Source organism: Streptomyces sp. NBC_01474 (genome assembly GCF_035918215.1).
GTDB classification, from domain to species: domain Bacteria; phylum Actinomycetota; class Actinomycetes; order Streptomycetales; family Streptomycetaceae; genus Streptomyces; species Streptomyces aureus.
Map to the genome: position 1 here is coordinate 9009740 of NZ_CP109449.1, position 16195 is coordinate 9025934.

General features: G+C 70.6%; 17 protein-coding genes. 15 read left to right on the forward strand and 2 right to left on the reverse strand.

Features of this window, described 5'->3' with window-relative positions; genetic code table 11:
- Positions 1-63 precede the first annotated feature (63 nt).
- Positions 64-699 (forward strand): LAETG motif-containing sortase-dependent surface protein, encoded by a 636-nt coding sequence (locus OG758_RS41180; protein WP_326714545.1) that lies wholly within the window; start codon positions 64-66, stop codon positions 697-699.
- A 71-nt stretch (positions 700-770) separates the two neighbouring features.
- Complete coding sequence (locus OG758_RS41185) at positions 771-1310, forward strand: 2'-5' RNA ligase family protein (protein WP_326716201.1); 540 nt, start codon at positions 771-773, stop codon at positions 1308-1310.
- Between the two features lie 4 nt (positions 1311-1314).
- Here the strand turns inward: OG758_RS41185 and OG758_RS41190 are convergent, their stop codons facing one another.
- Positions 1315-1623, reverse strand: a complete 309-nt coding sequence (locus OG758_RS41190; RefSeq protein ID WP_326714546.1) for a zinc-ribbon domain-containing protein — start codon at positions 1621-1623, stop codon at positions 1315-1317.
- Positions 1624-1987: 364 nt separating this feature from the next.
- Here OG758_RS41190 and OG758_RS41195 point away from each other — a divergent pair, with 364 nt between their 5' ends.
- The 11 genes from OG758_RS41195 to OG758_RS41245 all read left to right on the forward strand — a co-directional run bounded on the left by OG758_RS41195 (position 1988) and on the right by OG758_RS41245 (position 12770).
- Positions 1988-2137, forward strand: coding sequence for a hypothetical protein (locus OG758_RS41195; protein WP_165914302.1), 150 nt, complete (start codon positions 1988-1990; stop codon positions 2135-2137).
- Between the two features lie 103 nt (positions 2138-2240).
- Positions 2241-3656 carry a phenylacetate--CoA ligase family protein gene (locus OG758_RS41200; RefSeq protein ID WP_326714547.1) on the forward strand — a complete coding sequence of 472 codons (1416 nt, stop codon included), beginning with the start codon at positions 2241-2243 and terminating at the stop codon, positions 3654-3656.
- Positions 3653-4546, forward strand: coding sequence for a hypothetical protein (locus tag OG758_RS41205; RefSeq protein ID WP_326714548.1), 894 nt, complete (start codon positions 3653-3655; stop codon positions 4544-4546). The genes OG758_RS41200 and OG758_RS41205 overlap by 4 nt, the downstream gene beginning before the upstream one ends.
- 241 nt (positions 4547-4787) lie before the next feature.
- On the forward strand, positions 4788-5735 hold the full coding sequence (locus OG758_RS41210) for an ABC transporter substrate-binding protein (protein WP_326714549.1): 948 nt from the start codon (positions 4788-4790) through the stop codon (positions 5733-5735).
- Between the two features lie 2 nt (positions 5736-5737).
- Positions 5738-6703: an amino acid ABC transporter permease gene (locus OG758_RS41215; RefSeq protein ID WP_382059860.1), complete on the forward strand. Its 966-nt coding sequence runs from the start codon at positions 5738-5740 to the stop codon at positions 6701-6703.
- A gap of 8 nt (positions 6704-6711) precedes the next feature.
- The gene (locus OG758_RS41220) at positions 6712-7464 is read left to right on the forward strand and encodes an amino acid ABC transporter ATP-binding protein (protein ID WP_326716203.1); all 753 of its coding nucleotides are present in this window, start codon (positions 6712-6714) and stop codon (positions 7462-7464) included.
- The gene (locus OG758_RS41225) at positions 7461-8675 is read left to right on the forward strand and encodes a M20 family metallopeptidase (protein WP_326714550.1); all 1215 of its coding nucleotides are present in this window, start codon (positions 7461-7463) and stop codon (positions 8673-8675) included. The genes OG758_RS41220 and OG758_RS41225 overlap by 4 nt, the downstream gene beginning before the upstream one ends.
- Positions 8676-8838: 163 nt before the next feature.
- Positions 8839-9711, forward strand: coding sequence for a MurR/RpiR family transcriptional regulator (locus tag OG758_RS41230; RefSeq protein WP_326714551.1), 873 nt, complete (start codon positions 8839-8841; stop codon positions 9709-9711).
- Positions 9712-9887: 176 nt separating this feature from the next.
- A complete protein-coding gene (locus OG758_RS41235; RefSeq protein ID WP_326714552.1) occupies positions 9888-11327 on the forward strand; it encodes a hydrolase in 1440 nt (479 codons plus the stop codon).
- A 66-nt stretch (positions 11328-11393) separates the two neighbouring features.
- Complete coding sequence (locus OG758_RS41240; RefSeq protein WP_326714553.1) at positions 11394-12182, forward strand: SAM-dependent methyltransferase; 789 nt, start codon at positions 11394-11396, stop codon at positions 12180-12182.
- 75 nt (positions 12183-12257) lie between these two features.
- A complete protein-coding gene (locus tag OG758_RS41245) occupies positions 12258-12770 on the forward strand; it encodes a hypothetical protein (protein WP_326714554.1) in 513 nt (170 codons plus the stop codon).
- Between the two features lie 115 nt (positions 12771-12885).
- Here the strand turns inward: OG758_RS41245 and OG758_RS41250 are convergent, their stop codons facing one another.
- Entirely contained in the window at positions 12886-13566 is a 681-nt protein-coding gene (locus OG758_RS41250; protein ID WP_326714555.1) for a GntR family transcriptional regulator, read from the reverse strand.
- Positions 13567-13705: 139 nt separating this feature from the next.
- Here OG758_RS41250 and OG758_RS41255 point away from each other — a divergent pair, with 139 nt between their 5' ends.
- Both OG758_RS41255 and OG758_RS41260 read left to right on the forward strand, forming a co-directional pair.
- Positions 13706-15043: an MFS transporter gene (locus tag OG758_RS41255; protein WP_326714556.1), complete on the forward strand. Its 1338-nt coding sequence runs from the start codon at positions 13706-13708 to the stop codon at positions 15041-15043.
- A complete protein-coding gene (locus OG758_RS41260) occupies positions 15040-16194 on the forward strand; it encodes a maleate cis-trans isomerase family protein (protein WP_326714557.1) in 1155 nt (384 codons plus the stop codon). The genes OG758_RS41255 and OG758_RS41260 overlap by 4 nt, the downstream gene beginning before the upstream one ends.
- The last annotated feature ends 1 nt before the right edge of the window (position 16195 follow it).

The following is a 16195-nucleotide window of genomic DNA, read 5'->3' on the forward strand; positions in this document are numbered from 1 at the left end:
GGGTGCGTCGGGAGTAGGGTGCGCGCACTGTCATACGGGGCGAACATCGCGGAGGACAATTCTGTGGTTGAGAACAAGAAGACGTGGCGGACGTCGGGCGCTCTCATAGCGGCCGCCACTGCGGGTGCGTTCGGCGTGGGGCTCTTCGCGAGCCCCGCGCAGGCGCACACCCCCGTGTGGGAGGTGACCTGCTCCCAGGTCAGCCTCGACCTGACCAACTACGGGTCGAGGGCCGACAACACGGTGACTGTCACGGTGGACGGAAAGGACCTGCTGCCCACCGCGACGTTCCAGAACGATTTCCACAAGAAGCTGGACCTGCCCGAGCACAGCAAGGAACTCCAGGTCCACCTGGTCGTGAAGGCGGCCGACGGCGACCAGTACTCGCGTGACGAGACGAAGACGGCCCCGGTGTGCGAGGGCAGCACGCCCAAGCCGTCGGACACGCCGAAGCCGACTCCGACGCCGTCCAAGCCGGCCGACACGGCGTCTCCCACGCCGAGCGACAAGCCGAGCACGGCGACGAGCTCCGCTGCCGCGGTGCCCTCGTCCAAGCCGAGCGCCGACTCGGGCGACCTCGCCGAGACGGGCTCGTCCAGCGCCACGCCGCTCATCGGCGGGGCGGCCGCCGTGGTGATCCTCGCGGGTGGCGGCCTTGTGTGGGCGACGCGCAAGCGCCGCAGCGCCGCTCAGGGCTGAGAACATGTGCGGGGGCCGGCCGTTCCTGGTCCGCCCCCGCACGCATGTCCCGGCACGGAGGTGAGGTGGCTATGACGGCCGTCGGCGAGGGGCGCGCCCCGGAGGACCGGAGCGCGCTGGTCATCACCCTGCCCATGGCGAACCCGCTGCTCGAAGCCGCGGCGGAGATCAACCCCGCGCTCGTGAGGAAGGGTCTGCCCGCCCATGTCTCGCTGCTCTACCCGTTCCTGCCCGCGGCGGAGCTGACGGCGGACGTCGACGCCGAGGTGCGCGACCTCGCGGCGTCACTGCCCGCGGTCCGGACGGATCTGAAGGACTTCGTGGTGGCGCCGCGCTTCGTCGCCGTCCCCGCACCCGCACTGCAGCCCGTGGCCGACGCGTTCTGCGCACGCTGGCCGCACATCGCCCCGTACGGCGGCCGGTTCGGGGAGCGTCCCGAGCCGCATGTCACGCTGGCGACGGGGGCCACGGACGAGGAGGCGGAGCTCGTGAGGGACAGGGTGCGGCCGCTGCTCCCGCTGCGCGTGGCGGCCTGGCGCGTCGATCTCGTGGTCCGCACCGACGGGGACTGGCGGCTGCGCCTCACGGCGCCGTTCGCCGCCAGCCCCTGAACGACTACTGCTGGTAGGGGTTCTGACCGAGCGGCTGGCCCGGCTGCTGCTGGCCCTGCGCCGGGTAGCCGGCGGGCGCGGCGGTCTGCGCGAGCAGCGCCTCCGCCTGCTCCTTGGCGAGCTGGTGCTCGATCCCGCAGAACGTGCACTGTGAGCGGTACTTGCTGGAGATGGGGAACAGCGGCACGAAGAACAGCGTGAACTTCGTGACGTACTTGCGCAGCGCGTGCGCAGCGGGATTTCCGCAGTTGCCACAGACGAACGTGAGCATCGCGAGCTGGTACAGATATCCCCGCGTACCGAAAATGATCATTGGTGGCCCCTCCCGACCGGCGGCCCGCCGGCACATGAGCGGCGGTATGGCGCCATCGTAGAGGGAGCACACCGAGGCCGGTCGGGCGCAGTGGCCCTCGGAAGGCGTCGAGGTCCGGGGCCGCCGCCATCGCCTCCATCGCCACGACCTGATCCTCGACGGATACCTGCGCCAGATCGAGGTCGCCCCACCATTCGGGAGCTCTCCTCCGTCGGGGGCGCTGCTCCGTGTGTGACCGTGAGCGGCGCCGGAACGCATCGCGTGAATGCGGGAGCGGCCGGACGCAGGATGATCTCGTCCGATTGCATGTTTCGGCGCGGACAATGGATCGCCTGACGTGTTCTTGACAGGAGAGTTTGCCGCAGTGAGCATCGTTGTGCTTTCACCAGCCGGTGAAGGCCATCCGAACGATGGAGGGGGTTTACGAATGTCCGCGATCGTTTCCACGCTCAAGCACACCAAGTACGTCATGGGTTCGCTGGCGGCGGTGCTCTTCACCAACTGTCCCAGCTGACGCGGCGACGGGGCGGGCGGCGATGGCCGCCCGCCCCGTCTCTTTGCCCCGTTTCAGGGGCGCGGTTCACGGTGCGCGATGTGTCGGAGGCGGGGGAGGAACCATGTTCGACGCGGGGATCCGGCAGTTCCGAATGGCGCTGGCGATGGTGCTCGGCCGTCCCATCGACGTACGGTCCGCCGAGCGGCTGGTCGAGGACGCCCTGGCGACGATCGCCGAGTTCGGCTCGCCGGGAGAGGACGTCGAGCAACTCCTGCGGGGCGCGGCCGCCGATCCGCAACTGCGCGCCGACCTGACGAACAAGGCCCTGCGCCGCACCGCCGGGCGACTGGCCGACAAGTCACCTTTCTACGCCGAGCACTTCGAGGCCGCGGGCGTCGACCCCGCCACGCTGACCGTCGACACCGTGGGTCGCGTCCCGGTCACCACGAAGACGGACCTCGTCAAGCGGTCCCGCGACTTTCTGTGCGGTGAGCCGTTCCTCGCCTCGCGCACCACCGGCACGACGGGCCGCCCCGCCGAGGTCTGGTACTCCCGTTACGAGGAGCGGCTGTGGCCCGCTCTGGTGGCTCTCTCGCAGGTCCTGCGCGGCAATGTGCGCACCACGGACCTCGTCCAGTTCAACATCAGCTCCCGCGCCACCGGCACCGCGTACGCGGAGATGCAGGTGGCCCGCATGGCCGGGGCCGCGATCCGCATGGTCGGCCTGGTGCCCCCCGTCGAGACCCTCGACCTCACCGTCGGCACCGACGCCCCCGCCCCGACCCTGATGGTCACCTACCCGAGCTACCTGGGCCAGTTGGTCATCCTCGCGCGTGAACGGGGCCTCGGCCCGGCCGACTTCCGGCTTCGGCGCATCAACGTGGGAAGCGAAGTCCTCTCGCCCGCCCTGGCCTCGGCCGCCGAGGAGACCTTCGGCGCCCCGGTCCACGACGGCTACGGCATGACCGAGGTGACTCCGGTCGCGGGCGCGATCTGCGCGCAGCGGCATCTGCACATCGACGCCGGGATCGGCCTCGTCGAGGTGTGCGACCTGGAGACCGGGGAGCCGGCCGAGCCCGGTGCGCTCGGCACCATCGTCGCCACCCCGTTCTACCCGTACCGGGAGTGCATGCCGCTCTTCCGCTACGACACCCGCGATCTCGTGCGGCGCCTGCCCGACGCGCCCCTCACCTGTGAGATGGCGAACGTCCCGGCCACCTCGCACATCCTCGGCAAGGCCGACCATGTCCTGAGCACCCGCGCCGGGGCCGTGATGCCGCGCGACATCATCGAGGTCCTCGACGCGCTGCCGGGCGCCCGGTGGCCCATGCGCTACCGGACCGACGTGACCGACGGCCGCCTACGACTCGAACTCGCCGCCGCGTGCGCCGCGGACAACAGTCCGGCCGACATCGCCGGCCGCCTCGCCGCGGCAGGCATCGACGCGACCGTCGCCCTCACCGACGCCGAGGGACACCAACTGCGGCGGTACCGCTGCGACTTGGTCGAGCAGAGCTTCGCCGGGAGGGCCTCGTGAGCGCCGCACAGTCCGTGTTCTTCACCCTCGTCACGCTGGGCGTCGCCCTGGGCGTCTCGCTCGCGGGCGTCGCGTACTTCCGGCTCGTCACCCTGCCGAGGCCGGCAGTCGGAGCCTTCAACGGCAACGACATGGTCATCATGATGGGCTTCGTGATCGCCCTGCCGTTCCTCTACCTGGCCCTGCCCGGCGCGCTCCTGCCGCCCGTCCTCGGCCTCACCCTGGCGGGCGGCCTCGCCGTCGCCTACGGGCCCGTGGTCCGAAGCGCCCGGCTCCGGTGGCTCCTCATCGCCGGGCTCCTTGCGGCCGACTGGTTCGCCGCGCGCACCGCCGAACACGACCCGACCCATGCGCTGCCGTACTGGCTGATCAACAGCACCGTCATCATGCTGATGGCGGTCGGCGCCGCCAACCTCAACGCCCAGGGCGGTCTCCGCCTGCGGCACGTCGCCCGGTTCGCGCTCGCCCTCGCTGCGTACGACCTGTTCTTCGCCACCGCCGTGCCCATCACGCAGCGGCTCTTCGATGCCGTGCAGGGCTACGCCTTCGCGCCCTCCGCGGGCCTGCGCGTCGGAGACCTCGGCGCGGTGCTCGGCATGGGTGACCTCCTCGTGTACGCCCTCTACAGCACCGTCGCGTACAAGGCCTACGGGCGGTCCGGCCTCGCCACCGCTCTCGGCCTCGTCGCCGTGTTCGGTGCGCTGCTGCCGACCCTCACGCCGGTCACGGTCGAGGCGCTCACCGGGCATCTCCCCGAGATCGTGCCCGCACAGATCTTCTTCGGGCCCGCCGCGTTCGTCGGTCATCTGGTGCTGCGGCGGCGTGGACCCGAGCGCCGCATGGCGGATGTTCGCCCGCCCGCTCCGGTGCCGGCCTCCGTGGCCGCGTAGAGCACCGGCAGACCTGCACGCCCGGCATGACGGCCTCGACGACGAGGTCCGCCCGGGTACGGATGGGCACGTCGGGCCTCGTATCTGCCGACGAACGACACACGGAACGGATACCTGCCCGAGCGCGACCAGGACTGTAACGTGCATTACATCTAGCCATGGCGAGCATTGATGTGTAACTTCTGGGACGTCGGCGGAGGTGATTCCGCGCGCTTCGGACGTCCGAGAGGGAACGACGTTGATGTACATCTCTGTGCCCCGCCGCGGGGCTGCTGCCGTGCTGGCCTGCACGGCTCTGGTGGTGGTCTCCGGCTGCGGCGCGAGCGGCTCCGGCGGAGCTGAGCCGGCGTCCAGTGAAAAGATCGCCGGGGTCACGGTCACGCGAGACGTGGCACTGCACGAGGCCCTGCCCGAGCGGATCAAGAAGGTGGGCACCGTGCGCGTGGCCACGGACGTCCCCTACCCGCCGTTCGCGATGTTCGTCACCGAGGGAAAGAGCGAACTGACCGGTCTGGACTACGACCTCGGCCAGGCCCTGGGCGCGAAGCTCGGCGTCAGGTTCGCCTTCACCCCGACGAAGTTCGACGGCATCGTGCCCGCCCTCCAGGCCGGCAAGTTCGACGCCGCGATGTCGGCCCTGACCGACAACAAGGAGCGGCAGAAGGTCGTCGACTTCGTCGACTACTCGCGTTCCGGCTCGGGCATCCTGGTGGCCGAGGGCAACCCGGCGAAGATCAGCACGCTGGACGACCTCTGCGGCAGGAAGGTCGGCGTCCAGGCGGCGACCAACCAGTACAAGCTGCTCGAGGGCCACCAGGCCGAGTGCCGGGCGGCCGGCCGGAAGGCGGCCGACATCCAGACCTTCCCCAAGGACTCGGACGCCCAGCTCGCCCTGCGCTCGGGCAAGGTGACGGCCGAGGTCGTCACCAAACCCGCCGCCGGATGGTCGGCCAAGACCGCCGACGGCGGCAAGGCCTTCGACCTGGCCGAGGACCCCAAGGCGCCGGCAGGCTACCGCGCCTCACCCAACGGCATCGCGGTCTCCAGGCAACTTCCGCAACTGACCGACGCGATCCGGCGGGCGCTCCAGGCCCTGATCGACGACGGCACCCTCACCAAGATCTGCGACAAGTACGGCGTCGCCTCCATCGCCGTTAAGGAAGCCACCAAGAACGCGGCGGTGGACTAGAGATGGCCACCACCACGCCCATGGGGACGCCGCGCACGGGCGAGACCCCCGCATCCGACGCCTTCGAGATCGTCCCCGTCCGCCACTGGGGCCGCTGGATCTCCGCGGTGGCCGCGGTCGCCGCGCTGGCCGGCCTCGTCGGCTCGCTCGCGAAGAACGGCAACCTGCACTGGGACGTCGTCGGCCACTACCTGTTCGCCGGGCTGATCTTCGACGGTCTGGCCACCACGTTGTGGCTGACCGTCGCCGCGATGACGCTCGGCCTCGTCCTCGGCACCCTCGTCGCCGTCATGCGGCTCTCCGACGACCCGGTCCTGTATGGCCTTTCATCGCTGTTCGTCTGGCTCTTCCGTGGCACCCCGCTGCTCGTACAGATCATCTTCTGGGGATACGCCGGAGCCCTCTACCAGCACGTGATGGTCGGCATCCCGTTCACCGGCGTCACCTTCTTCCAGGCCGACACCAACACCCTGCTCACCCCGGCCGTCGCCGCCCTGCTCGCGCTCGGCCTGAACGAGGCCGCGTACGCCTCCGAGATCGTCCGCGCAGGGATCCGGTCCGTCGACGCCGGACAGACCGAGGCGGCCCACTCGCTCGGCATGCGCCCGGCGCTCACCATGCGACGGATCGTGCTGCCCCAGGCGATGCGGGTGATCATCCCGCCGCTGGGCAACGAGACGATCAACATGCTCAAGATGACCGCACTCGTGTCTGTGATCGCGGCGCACGACCTCATGTCCAACATCCAGGACGTGTACGGACAGAACTATCAGGTCATCCCCATGCTCGTGGTGGCGTCCCTCTGGTACCTGGCTCTGGTCAGCGTCCTGAGCGTCCCGCAGGCGTGGCTCGAACGCCGCTACGGGCGCGGCACGGCGCGCGGCGCCGCGGTCTCCCCGCTGCGGCGCCTCTGCGCCGGATCCCTCACCGCCCTGCGCAGCCGCACACAGAAGGAGGCGGGCCGTTGAACGCGCCCATGGTGCACGCCGAAGGCGTGCGCAAACACTTCGGCAAGCTGCAGGTCCTCAAGGGCATCGACCTGATGGTCGAACGCGGCCAGGTGTGCTGCCTGTTGGGGCCCTCGGGGTCCGGCAAGTCCACGTTCCTGCGGTGCATCAACCATCTGGAGAAGATCGACGGGGGCCGCCTCTCCGTCGACGGCGAACCGGTCGGCTACCGGCCGCAGGGCACCCGCCTCCACGAGTTGCGTGAGCGCGAGGTCGCCGCCCGGCGGCGCGACATCGGCATGGTGTTCCAGCGGTTCAACCTCTTCCCGCACATGACGGCCCTGGAGAACGTCATGGAAGCCCCCGTCAAGGTCGCCGGCGCCCCCAGGGACCGGGCCCGCGACGAGGCGAGGGCCCTGCTGGACCAGGTGGGGCTCGCCGACCGGGAGGGCCACTACCCGGCCGAGCTCTCGGGCGGCCAGCAGCAGCGCGTCGCCATCGCCCGTGCCCTCGCCATGAAACCGAAGCTGATGCTGTTCGACGAACCGACGTCGGCGCTCGATCCCGAACTCGTCGGCGACGTCCTCGACGTCATGCGCCGGCTCGCGGACGACGGCATGACCATGGTCGTCGTCACGCACGAGATCGGCTTCGCCCGCGAAGTCGGTGACCTGGCCGTCTTCATGGACGAAGGTGTCGTCGTCGAATCCGGTGACCCCCGACGGGTCCTGGCCGCACCGGAGCAGGAGCGCACCCGCGCCTTCCTGTCGAAGGTCCTGTGAGCGCCCCGCCCCGTCAGCAGCCCCTCGACGAGGCGCTGCTGGCCCTGTCCCACGCACACCAGCCGCGGTACCTCGAAGACCTGGCCGAACTCGTCGCGATCGACTCCGGCTCGTACAGCTCCGACGGCGTCAACCGGGTCGCCGACCTGGTCCGGGCCCGCCTCGAGCGTCTGGGCTTCTTCGTGGAACGCGTCCCGCTGCCGCCGACCCACGGACAGCGCACCGGAGATGTGCTCATCGGGCGCAGACAAGGTCGCCTAGCCGTCGCCGACGGAGGCCGCAGACTCCTGCTCGCCGCGCACATGGACACCGTCTTCGACGACGGGGCCGCCGCCGAACGCCCCTTCTCCCTAAGCGGATCCCTCGCCCACGGACCCGGCGTCAGCGACGACAAGGGAGGCCTGGTCGCAGGACTGGCCGCCCTCGAGATCCTCGCCCGGGCCGGCGTCGAGGACTACGCGGAACTCGTCTTCCTCGCCACGCCGGACGAGGAGATCGGCTCGCCCGCCAGCAGACCGGTCACCCGGCGGGCCGCCGAGGGGGCGCACTACGCCCTCGCCCTCGAATGCGCCCGGGAGAACGGCGACCTGGTCATCGCCCGCAAGGGCGTGGCCGACTTCAGGCTCACCGTCACCGGCCGCGCCGCACACGCGGGCATCGAACCCGAACGCGGAGCGAACGCGGCTCTGGCCGCCGCCCACCTCGTCATCGCGATCCAGGCGCTCAACGGCATGTGGGAGGGCGTCACCCTCAACGTCGGCGTCGTCCGCGCGGGCAGCCGCTTCAACATCGTCTGCCCCGACGCGGAACTCCTCGTCGAGATCCGCTCGGCCACGGACGCCGGCATGCGCGACGCCACCGCCGCCCTCCAGGAGGCCGCCGCGCGGCCCGTCGTCCCCGGCACCAGCGTCACCGTCGAGGAACTCGAATCCTGCCCGCCGATGGAGGACACCGACGCTTCCCGCCGCATGTTCGACCGGGCCAAGGGCATCGGCGTACGCCTGGGCCTGTCCTTCGGGGCCACGGCCACGGGCGGCGTGGGGGACGCCAACACCATCGCCGGCACAGGGGTACCGACACTGGACGGCCTGGGACCGGTCGGCGGCGCCGACCACACCCCCGAGGAGTGGCTCGACGTCAGTACGGTCCCGGTCCGGGTCGCCCTGCTCGCCTCTCTCATCGCCGACCTGGGCGACAGCCGCAGCGACTGACGCTGCCCCCGACGCTCCCGCACCGGTTCATCGCGCCGTTGCCCGGTGCGGGAGCACCCGTCGTGGCCCCGGGGCGCGGCGACGGTCGGGACCACAGCTCCGAAGATCGGCATTAGGCTCGGCCCGCGGGCCCACGCCCGCCGACCCGAGAAAGGAACCCGCGATGGCCTCCGGCGCACTCGCCGACGTGATCCGGCACAAGCTGGGCGACCTCAGCCCCGCCGAACGCAAGGTCGCCCGCGTCCTCCTGGCCAACTACCCCTCCGCCGGCTTCGAGACCGTCGCCGTACTCGCCGAGCGGGCGGGCGTCAGCGCCCCGACGGTCATCCGCTTCGTCAACCGGCTCGGCTACCGCGGCTTCCCCGACTTCCAGACCGCGCTGCGCGAGGAACTCGACGAACGCAACGCGTCGCCCCTGTCACTGTACGAATCCGCCGACCGCGCCCGCACCGACGGGGCGGCGGGCGGCGACGCGTCCCTTCTCGGGCAGGCCGGCCGGCTGTTCAGCTCCGCCGTCGCACAGACCCTCACCGAACTCCCGTCGCACGACCTGGAACACGCCGTCTCGCTCTTGGCCGACGGCAAGCGGCGCATCACGCTGGCCGGCGGCCGCTTCACCCATCTCCTCGCCCAGTACCTCGGGCTGCACCTCATGCAGTTGCGCGGTGACATCCGGCTCCTGCCTGCGGGCGACGTCGAGCGGACCGCGGTGCTCGGCGCGCTCACCCGCCGCGACGTCCTGATCGTCTTCGACTACCGCCGTTACGAGCAGGACAAGGTCACCATGGCCCAACTCGCCCTGGAACAGGGCGCGAAGGTCATCCTGTTCACCGACAGATGGCTGTCCCCGGTCTCCACGCACGCCGAGGTCGTGCTGCCCAGCCTGGTCACGACGCCGTCGCCGTACGACAGCTTCGTGCCCACCCTCGCCGTGGTCGAGACCGTCGTCGCCGGAGTCGTCGCGGCCCTCGGCGACGACGCGCCCGCGCGCCTGCGGCACACCGAGGAGATCGCGCGGCGTATCGGCCTGCAGTGATGCGGGGCATCTGCCAGCTGTGACGCGGACGGTCGGCCCGCGGTGCCCTGTCGGGGCACCGGATTGCCATGTACTGTTCAATAACGCGTCGTCCTGCCTCTTCATGATCGGCGTTCTACGCGCGCAGACTCGACGCCCGCACCGCCTTCTCCCCACCCCTCACGGAGGTATGACGGATGCTCGGATCCAGACGTCCCCGCCGCCGCGTCGCCTGCGCGGCCGCCGTCTTCGGAATGCTCCTCGCCGGTGTGACGGCAGGTCAGGCCGGTGCCACCCCGGCCGCCGCCGCGACGCCCCACCGCGTGCTCTTCGACAACACCAAGGCCGAGACCGCCGGCAACGCCGACTGGATCATCGGCACCAGCCAGCCCGATCCGCTCGGCCAGGACGCGACGCCCTCGGCCGAGAACGACTGGACGGGCGCGCTCTCCGCATGGGGCGTGGGCCTTCAGAAGACCGGCGACTACGCGCTCAAGACACTGCCGTCCGGCAACACCATCACGTACGGGACCTCGTCGGCCCTGGATCTCAAGAACTTCGACACGTTCGTGCTGCCCGAGCCGAACGTGCTGCTCAGCGCGGCGGAGAAGACCGCCGTCATGAAGTTCGTCCAGAACGGCGGCGGCCTCTTCCTCATCTCCGACCACACCGGCGCGGACCGCAACAGCGACGGCATCGACGCGGTCGAGGTCATCAACGACCTCATGACCAACAACTCCGTCGATTCCACGGACCCGTTCGGCTTCTCCGTCGACACACTGAGCATCAGCACCGACGACCCGAAGGCCATCACCTCCACCACCGACCCCGTCATCAACGGGTCGTTCGGCAAGGTCGGCGGCAGCATCATCCGCAGCGGCACCACGGCCACGCTCAAGCCGGCCGACAACTCCTCGGTCAAGGGCCTCGTCTACCGCACCGGTTCCTCCGGCAATACGGGCGCCTTCTTCGCCACCAGCACGTTCGGCAGCGGCCGCGTCGCGTTCTGGGGCGACAGCTCCCCGATCGACGACGGCACGGGCCAGTCCGGGAACACGCTCTACGACGGCTGGAACGACCCGGCGGGGACGAACGCGCCCCTCGCCCTGAACGCCACCGAGTGGCTCTCCGGAGCCACCGGCAGCAGCGGGGGAGGCGGCGGCACCTGCACCGCCGCCCAGCTCCTCGGCAACCCGGGCTTCGAGTCGGGCAGCACCACCTGGACCGCCTCCAGCGGCGTCATCACCAACGACACCGGCGAACCCGCGCGCACCGGCACCTACAAGGCCTGGATGAACGGTTACGGCTCCGCCCACACCGACACCCTGTCGCAGACGGTGAATATCCCGACCGGCTGCGCGGCCACCCTCAGTCTCTACCTCCACATCGACACGGCCGAGACCACCACCACTACGGCGTACGACACGCTCAAGGTGCAGGTACTCAACAGCGGCGGCACGGTCCTGTCGACGCTCGGCACGTACTCCAACCTCGACGCGGCCTCGGGCTACGCGCTCAAGACGTTCAACCTGGGCGCCTACGCGGGGCAGTCGGTGACCGTGAAACTGACCGGCGCGGAAGGGTCCACCCTCGAGACGTCGTTCGTCGTCGACGACACATCGGTCAGTGTGAGCTGACCGAGCGCAGGTCGCCCGCCAACCATCCGTACTGACAGGCGAGTTGCTGTGGCAGACTGCGTGGCCATGACGGCAGAGACACCACCCACCCCCCGGATAGACACCAGCAAGCCCCACCCGGCCCGTGTCTACGACTATCTCCTCGGCGGCAAGGACAACTACCCCGTCGACGAGGAGGTGGGGGAGCAACTGCCTCCCCAGGCGCGGGACGCGGCGCGCCAGAACCGTGAGTTCATGCACCGCGCCGTCGCGTGGCTGGCGGGCACCGGCGTCGACCAGTTCCTCGACATCGGCACCGGGATCCCGACCGCGCCGAACCTGCACCAGATCGTCCAAGGGATCCGTCCCGAGTCGCGCGTCGTCTACACGGACAACGACCCCATCGTGCTGCGGCATGCCGAGGCCCTGCTGGTCAGCAGCCCCGAGGGCATGACCGACTACGTCCAGGGGGATGTGCGTGCGCCCGGCGAGATCCTCGACCACGCCCGCAAGCTGCTCGACTTCGACCGGCCGATCGCGCTCTCGCTCATCGCGCTCATGCACTTCCTGCCCGGGGAGCAGGAGCCGTACGACATCGTCTCCACTCTGGTGGGAGCGCTGCCCTCCGGCAGTTATCTCGTGCTGTCGCACGCGTCGTCCGACATCTTCCCGGAGCTTTCCGCACAGGTGACCGCCGAGTACGCGAAGGGCGGGATCGAGCTCGGGTTCCGTTCGCGCGACGGGGTCGGCCGCTTCTTCGAGGGGCTCGAACTCGTGGAGCCGGGCCTGGTCACGGCGACGGAGTGGTTCCGGGGCACGGTCGCCCCGCGCGCGGAGGACGGCGGAATCTACGCCGTGGTGGCGCGCAAGCCGTAGGCGCATCACGGTGGACACCGGTGCAGCGTCCGGCGGGGGTGACCTCCCGACGGGCGCTGCATTTATTGTTCGCACATGGCAGTGAATGCGGAGAAAAAAGGGGAGTTGCTCAACACCCTGCGCGAGCGGCTGAAGGAGCGGATCTACGCCGCGATCACGATGCTCGCGGTGGTCGTGAGCCTCGCGCAGAACCCGCACACCGGGCACTGGACCGCTGCCGCCTATGTGACGGGTACCGCGGTCGGCCTGTGGCTGGCCACGCTGGTGGCGGACGTGCAGTCGCACCGCGTCGTGCACAAGCGGTTCCCGGCGCGCGCCGAGGCGCGGCACATGCTGTACGTCAGCAGCCCTCTCCTGTCGTCCGCGGCCGGCCCGCTGGTGATGGACGCGCTGTCCGCGACAGGCGCCCTCGACCTCGACACCGCTCTGTGGATCGCGGCCGGTGTGGGCGTCGCCGGCCTCGCCGCCTGGGGCTTCGAGGGTGGCCGCCGGATGGGCGGCGGGCTGCTCGCGTCGAGCCTGGCGGCCGTGGTCGACGCGGTGATCGGGGTCGGCGTGGTCGGGGTGAAGCTCCTCGCGGGGCACTGACCGTCCCGCGCCTTCCGAGTCTTTCCGAGTGGCGCGACGGCCAACTCCTGGGCGCCGCCGCCGCGTTCGGGCGGGAGGCGCCGGGGGCCGGACCGGTGGCCGGCGGCCCCACGGCTCAGTAGGTGTCGGGCGCGTCGAACAGGAGGCGCAGCGCCACCTCCCTGTAGTGGCGCACATGCCGGAGCGCGCACGCGGCCGCCGCCTCGGGGTCGGCCGCGACGATCGTCTCGTAGAGGCGTCGGTGCTCCTCCCACACCAACGTGGGGTCGTCGATCTGATGGAACAGCCAGCGCAGCCGGCCCTCCAGGGGTTCGAGGGTCGCGGCGAGGAGTTCGTTGCCCGCCATCTCGACGATGTGGTGGTGAAACGCGGTGTTGGCGCGCGACACGCGCTCGGGGCGACCGGCGAGCGTTGCCTTGCGGGCGCTCTCCAACAGGCGCTGCATTTGCCGGAGCTGAACCTCGTCCGCGTTCTCTGCCGCGCGGCGCGCCGCGAGGACCTCGAGTGCCTCGCGCAGGTCGAAGAGGTTCGCCACGTCCTGGCGTGACAGCTCCTTGACGACGATGCGCCGCGGGGACAGGGCCTGGAGGAACCCCTCGCTCATCAGGATGCGGATGGCCTCGCGCACCGGGATGCGGGAGACGCCGAACTCCTCGGCCACGTCCCGCTCGACAAGGCGGTCGCCCGGCTTGAGCCTGCCGCCGATGATCTGATCGCGGATCCCCTCGCAGACCTGGTCGCGCAGCCACCCCGTCCCGGTCGGGGACGTGGTGTCCCGGGTCTGGCCCTCTGTCATGTGTCCTCCCCGAAAAGTTGCTCTTACGGTATACCAAACGCTTGACGAGGCCCTGGGGTTCCCTTCATTGTTTGGTATGCCATAGCGCGGAAGTTGCACGTCAGCACGTACCCGAAGTCTGCCGAATCGAGGGTCCGCCATGTCACAGGTCAACCCCGTACACAGCACAGATGAAAGAACCGGGGCCGACGCGGGGCCCGCCCCCGCCGCCCGGCCCACACGCACCCGCTGGAAAGTCTTCGTCCTTCTCCTGGCCGTCGTGGCCCTCAACTACATCGACCGCGGATCCGTCTCCGTGGCGCTGCCCCTCATCACCGAGGACCTCCACCTCTCCAAGGAGGTCACCGGCTTCGTCCTCAGCGCGTTCTTCTGGACCTACGCCCTGATGCAGATCCCCAGCGGCTGGCTCATCGACCGCTTCGGGCCCCGCTACATGGCCGGTGGCGCCTGCATCGGCTGGGGCGTCGCGACGGGACTCACCGGCGCGGCCACCGGCGTCGGCTCCCTCCTCGGGTTCCGCCTGCTCCTCGGCGCGGTAGAGGCCCCGGTCATGCCCGCCGGCGGCAAACTCAACGCCAACTGGCTGCCCGCGAAGGAACGCGGCCGCGGCGCCGTGCTCATGGACGGAGGCGCACCGCTCGGCTCCGCACTCGGCGGCATCGCCATCTCCGGACTCATCGCCTGGACCGGCAGCTGGCGCATCAGCTTCGTCGTCGCCGGTGTCCTCACCGCGGCCATCGGCTTCGTCGCCCTGTGGTTCCTGCGCGACACCCCGCGCGCCCATCGCCGCGTCAATGCGGCGGAGGCCGACTATATCGACCGCGCCCACGCCGCCGAGGACGCCGCCGCCGGCACCGACCGGCGCGCCCGTCTCGGCGCCTACCTCAAGTACCGCTCGTTCTGGGGCATGTGCCTGGGCTGGATGGGCTTCAACGGCGTCTTCTACGGCATCCTCACCTGGGGCCCGCTCTACCTCTCGGAGACCAAGGGCTTCGACATCAAGACCATCGGCTGGTCCACCCTCGCCATCTTCGGCGCGGGCTTCGTGGGCGAGCTGACCGGCGGCTGGATCTCCGACCGCTGGCAGGCCACCGGCGCCGGAGCCAACCGCGTGATGCGCACCCTGATGGGCATCGCGGGCGCCGCCGTCGTCGCCGGGCTCCTCGGTGTCGTCCTCGTCCCCGACGCCCTGACCGCGGTCGCGCTGCTCGCCATCGTGCTCTTCTTCCTGCGCTGGGCCGGCCTCTACTGGTCCCTGCCCTCGATCCTCGGCGGCCGGGCCAACGCGGGCGTCGTCGGCGCCGCCATGAACCTGTCCGGCAACATCGCCGGAATCGTCACGCCCATCGCCGTCGGATTCATCGTCGGCGGCACCGGCTCCTACACCTGGGCGCTGCTCTACTTCGTCGGCGCCGGGGTCCTGTTCACCGTCTCGTCCCTCGTCATCGACTACTCCAGGAGGCTCGCCACCCGATGACCAGTCACACACCGCCCCGCCTCGGGATGCTCACACCGTCGTCCAACACCGCCCTGGAGCCGGAGACCTACGCCCTCCTGCACGGCACGAACGCCGCGACCGCCCACTTCGCGCGCGTTCCGGTCACCCGGATCGCCCTGGACGGGGACAGCGACGCCCAGTTCGACCCCGGCCCGATGCTGGCCGCGGCGCGGCAGCTCGCCGACGCCAAGGTCGACGTCATCGCGTGGAACGGCACCTCGGGTTCATGGCTCGGCATCGAACGCGACCGCGCACTCGCCGCCGCGATCACCGCCGAGACCGGCATCCCCGCCACCACCTCCACGCTCGCCCTCCTCGACGCCTGCGCCGCGTACGGCGTCACCCGGCTCGGACTCGCACTGCCCTACACCCGGGACGTGTGCGAGCGGATCGTCGACACGTACGCGAAGGAGGGGATCACCTGCTCCCTCGCGGAGCCGTTCGGCGAGGACGACAACGAGGCCTTCGCCCGGATCCCCGCCGCCCATGTCGCGCGCCAGGCAGAGCAGGCCGCCGAGGACGACACGCACGCGGTGGCCGTCCTCTGCACGAACGTGCACGGCGCCTCGGAGGCCGAACGCCTCGAACAGGCCCTGCACATACCGGTGTTGGACTCCGTCACCGTGACCCTCTGGAAGGCCCTCGACCTCGCGGGCGCCGCGCCCCGCCTCACCGGCCACGGCGACCTGCTCCGCTCGGGCAGCCTGCGGGCCCTGATCCAGGACACCCTCGCCGGCCTCCTCGCCGCGACCGGCGCCGACCGCACCACGTTCCGCGTCGACCTGCCCGAGCTCGGCCTGCACGTCGACCTCACCGCCGGGGAGGCGCTGCGTCCCGGCGTCCGCCCGATCCGCCGCGACGCCTCGCTCGACCAGCGCAACCTGAACACCGTCGTGTGGCTCGAACAGCACCGGAAGCCCCTGATCCAGCCCCACTTCCACGTGGACCCGCACCCCCCGCAGGCCCTCGTCGACGTCTACGGGGTGCAGGCCCAGATGCTCGCCCCCGTGGAGACCGGCGGAGCCATGACCGGCTGGATCTCCGTCCACAGCATGGCCGAACGTGACTGGACGCCCACCGACACCGCCGCGCTCGACGACGCCGTCGCCCGTATCCGTACCGCCCTGTGAG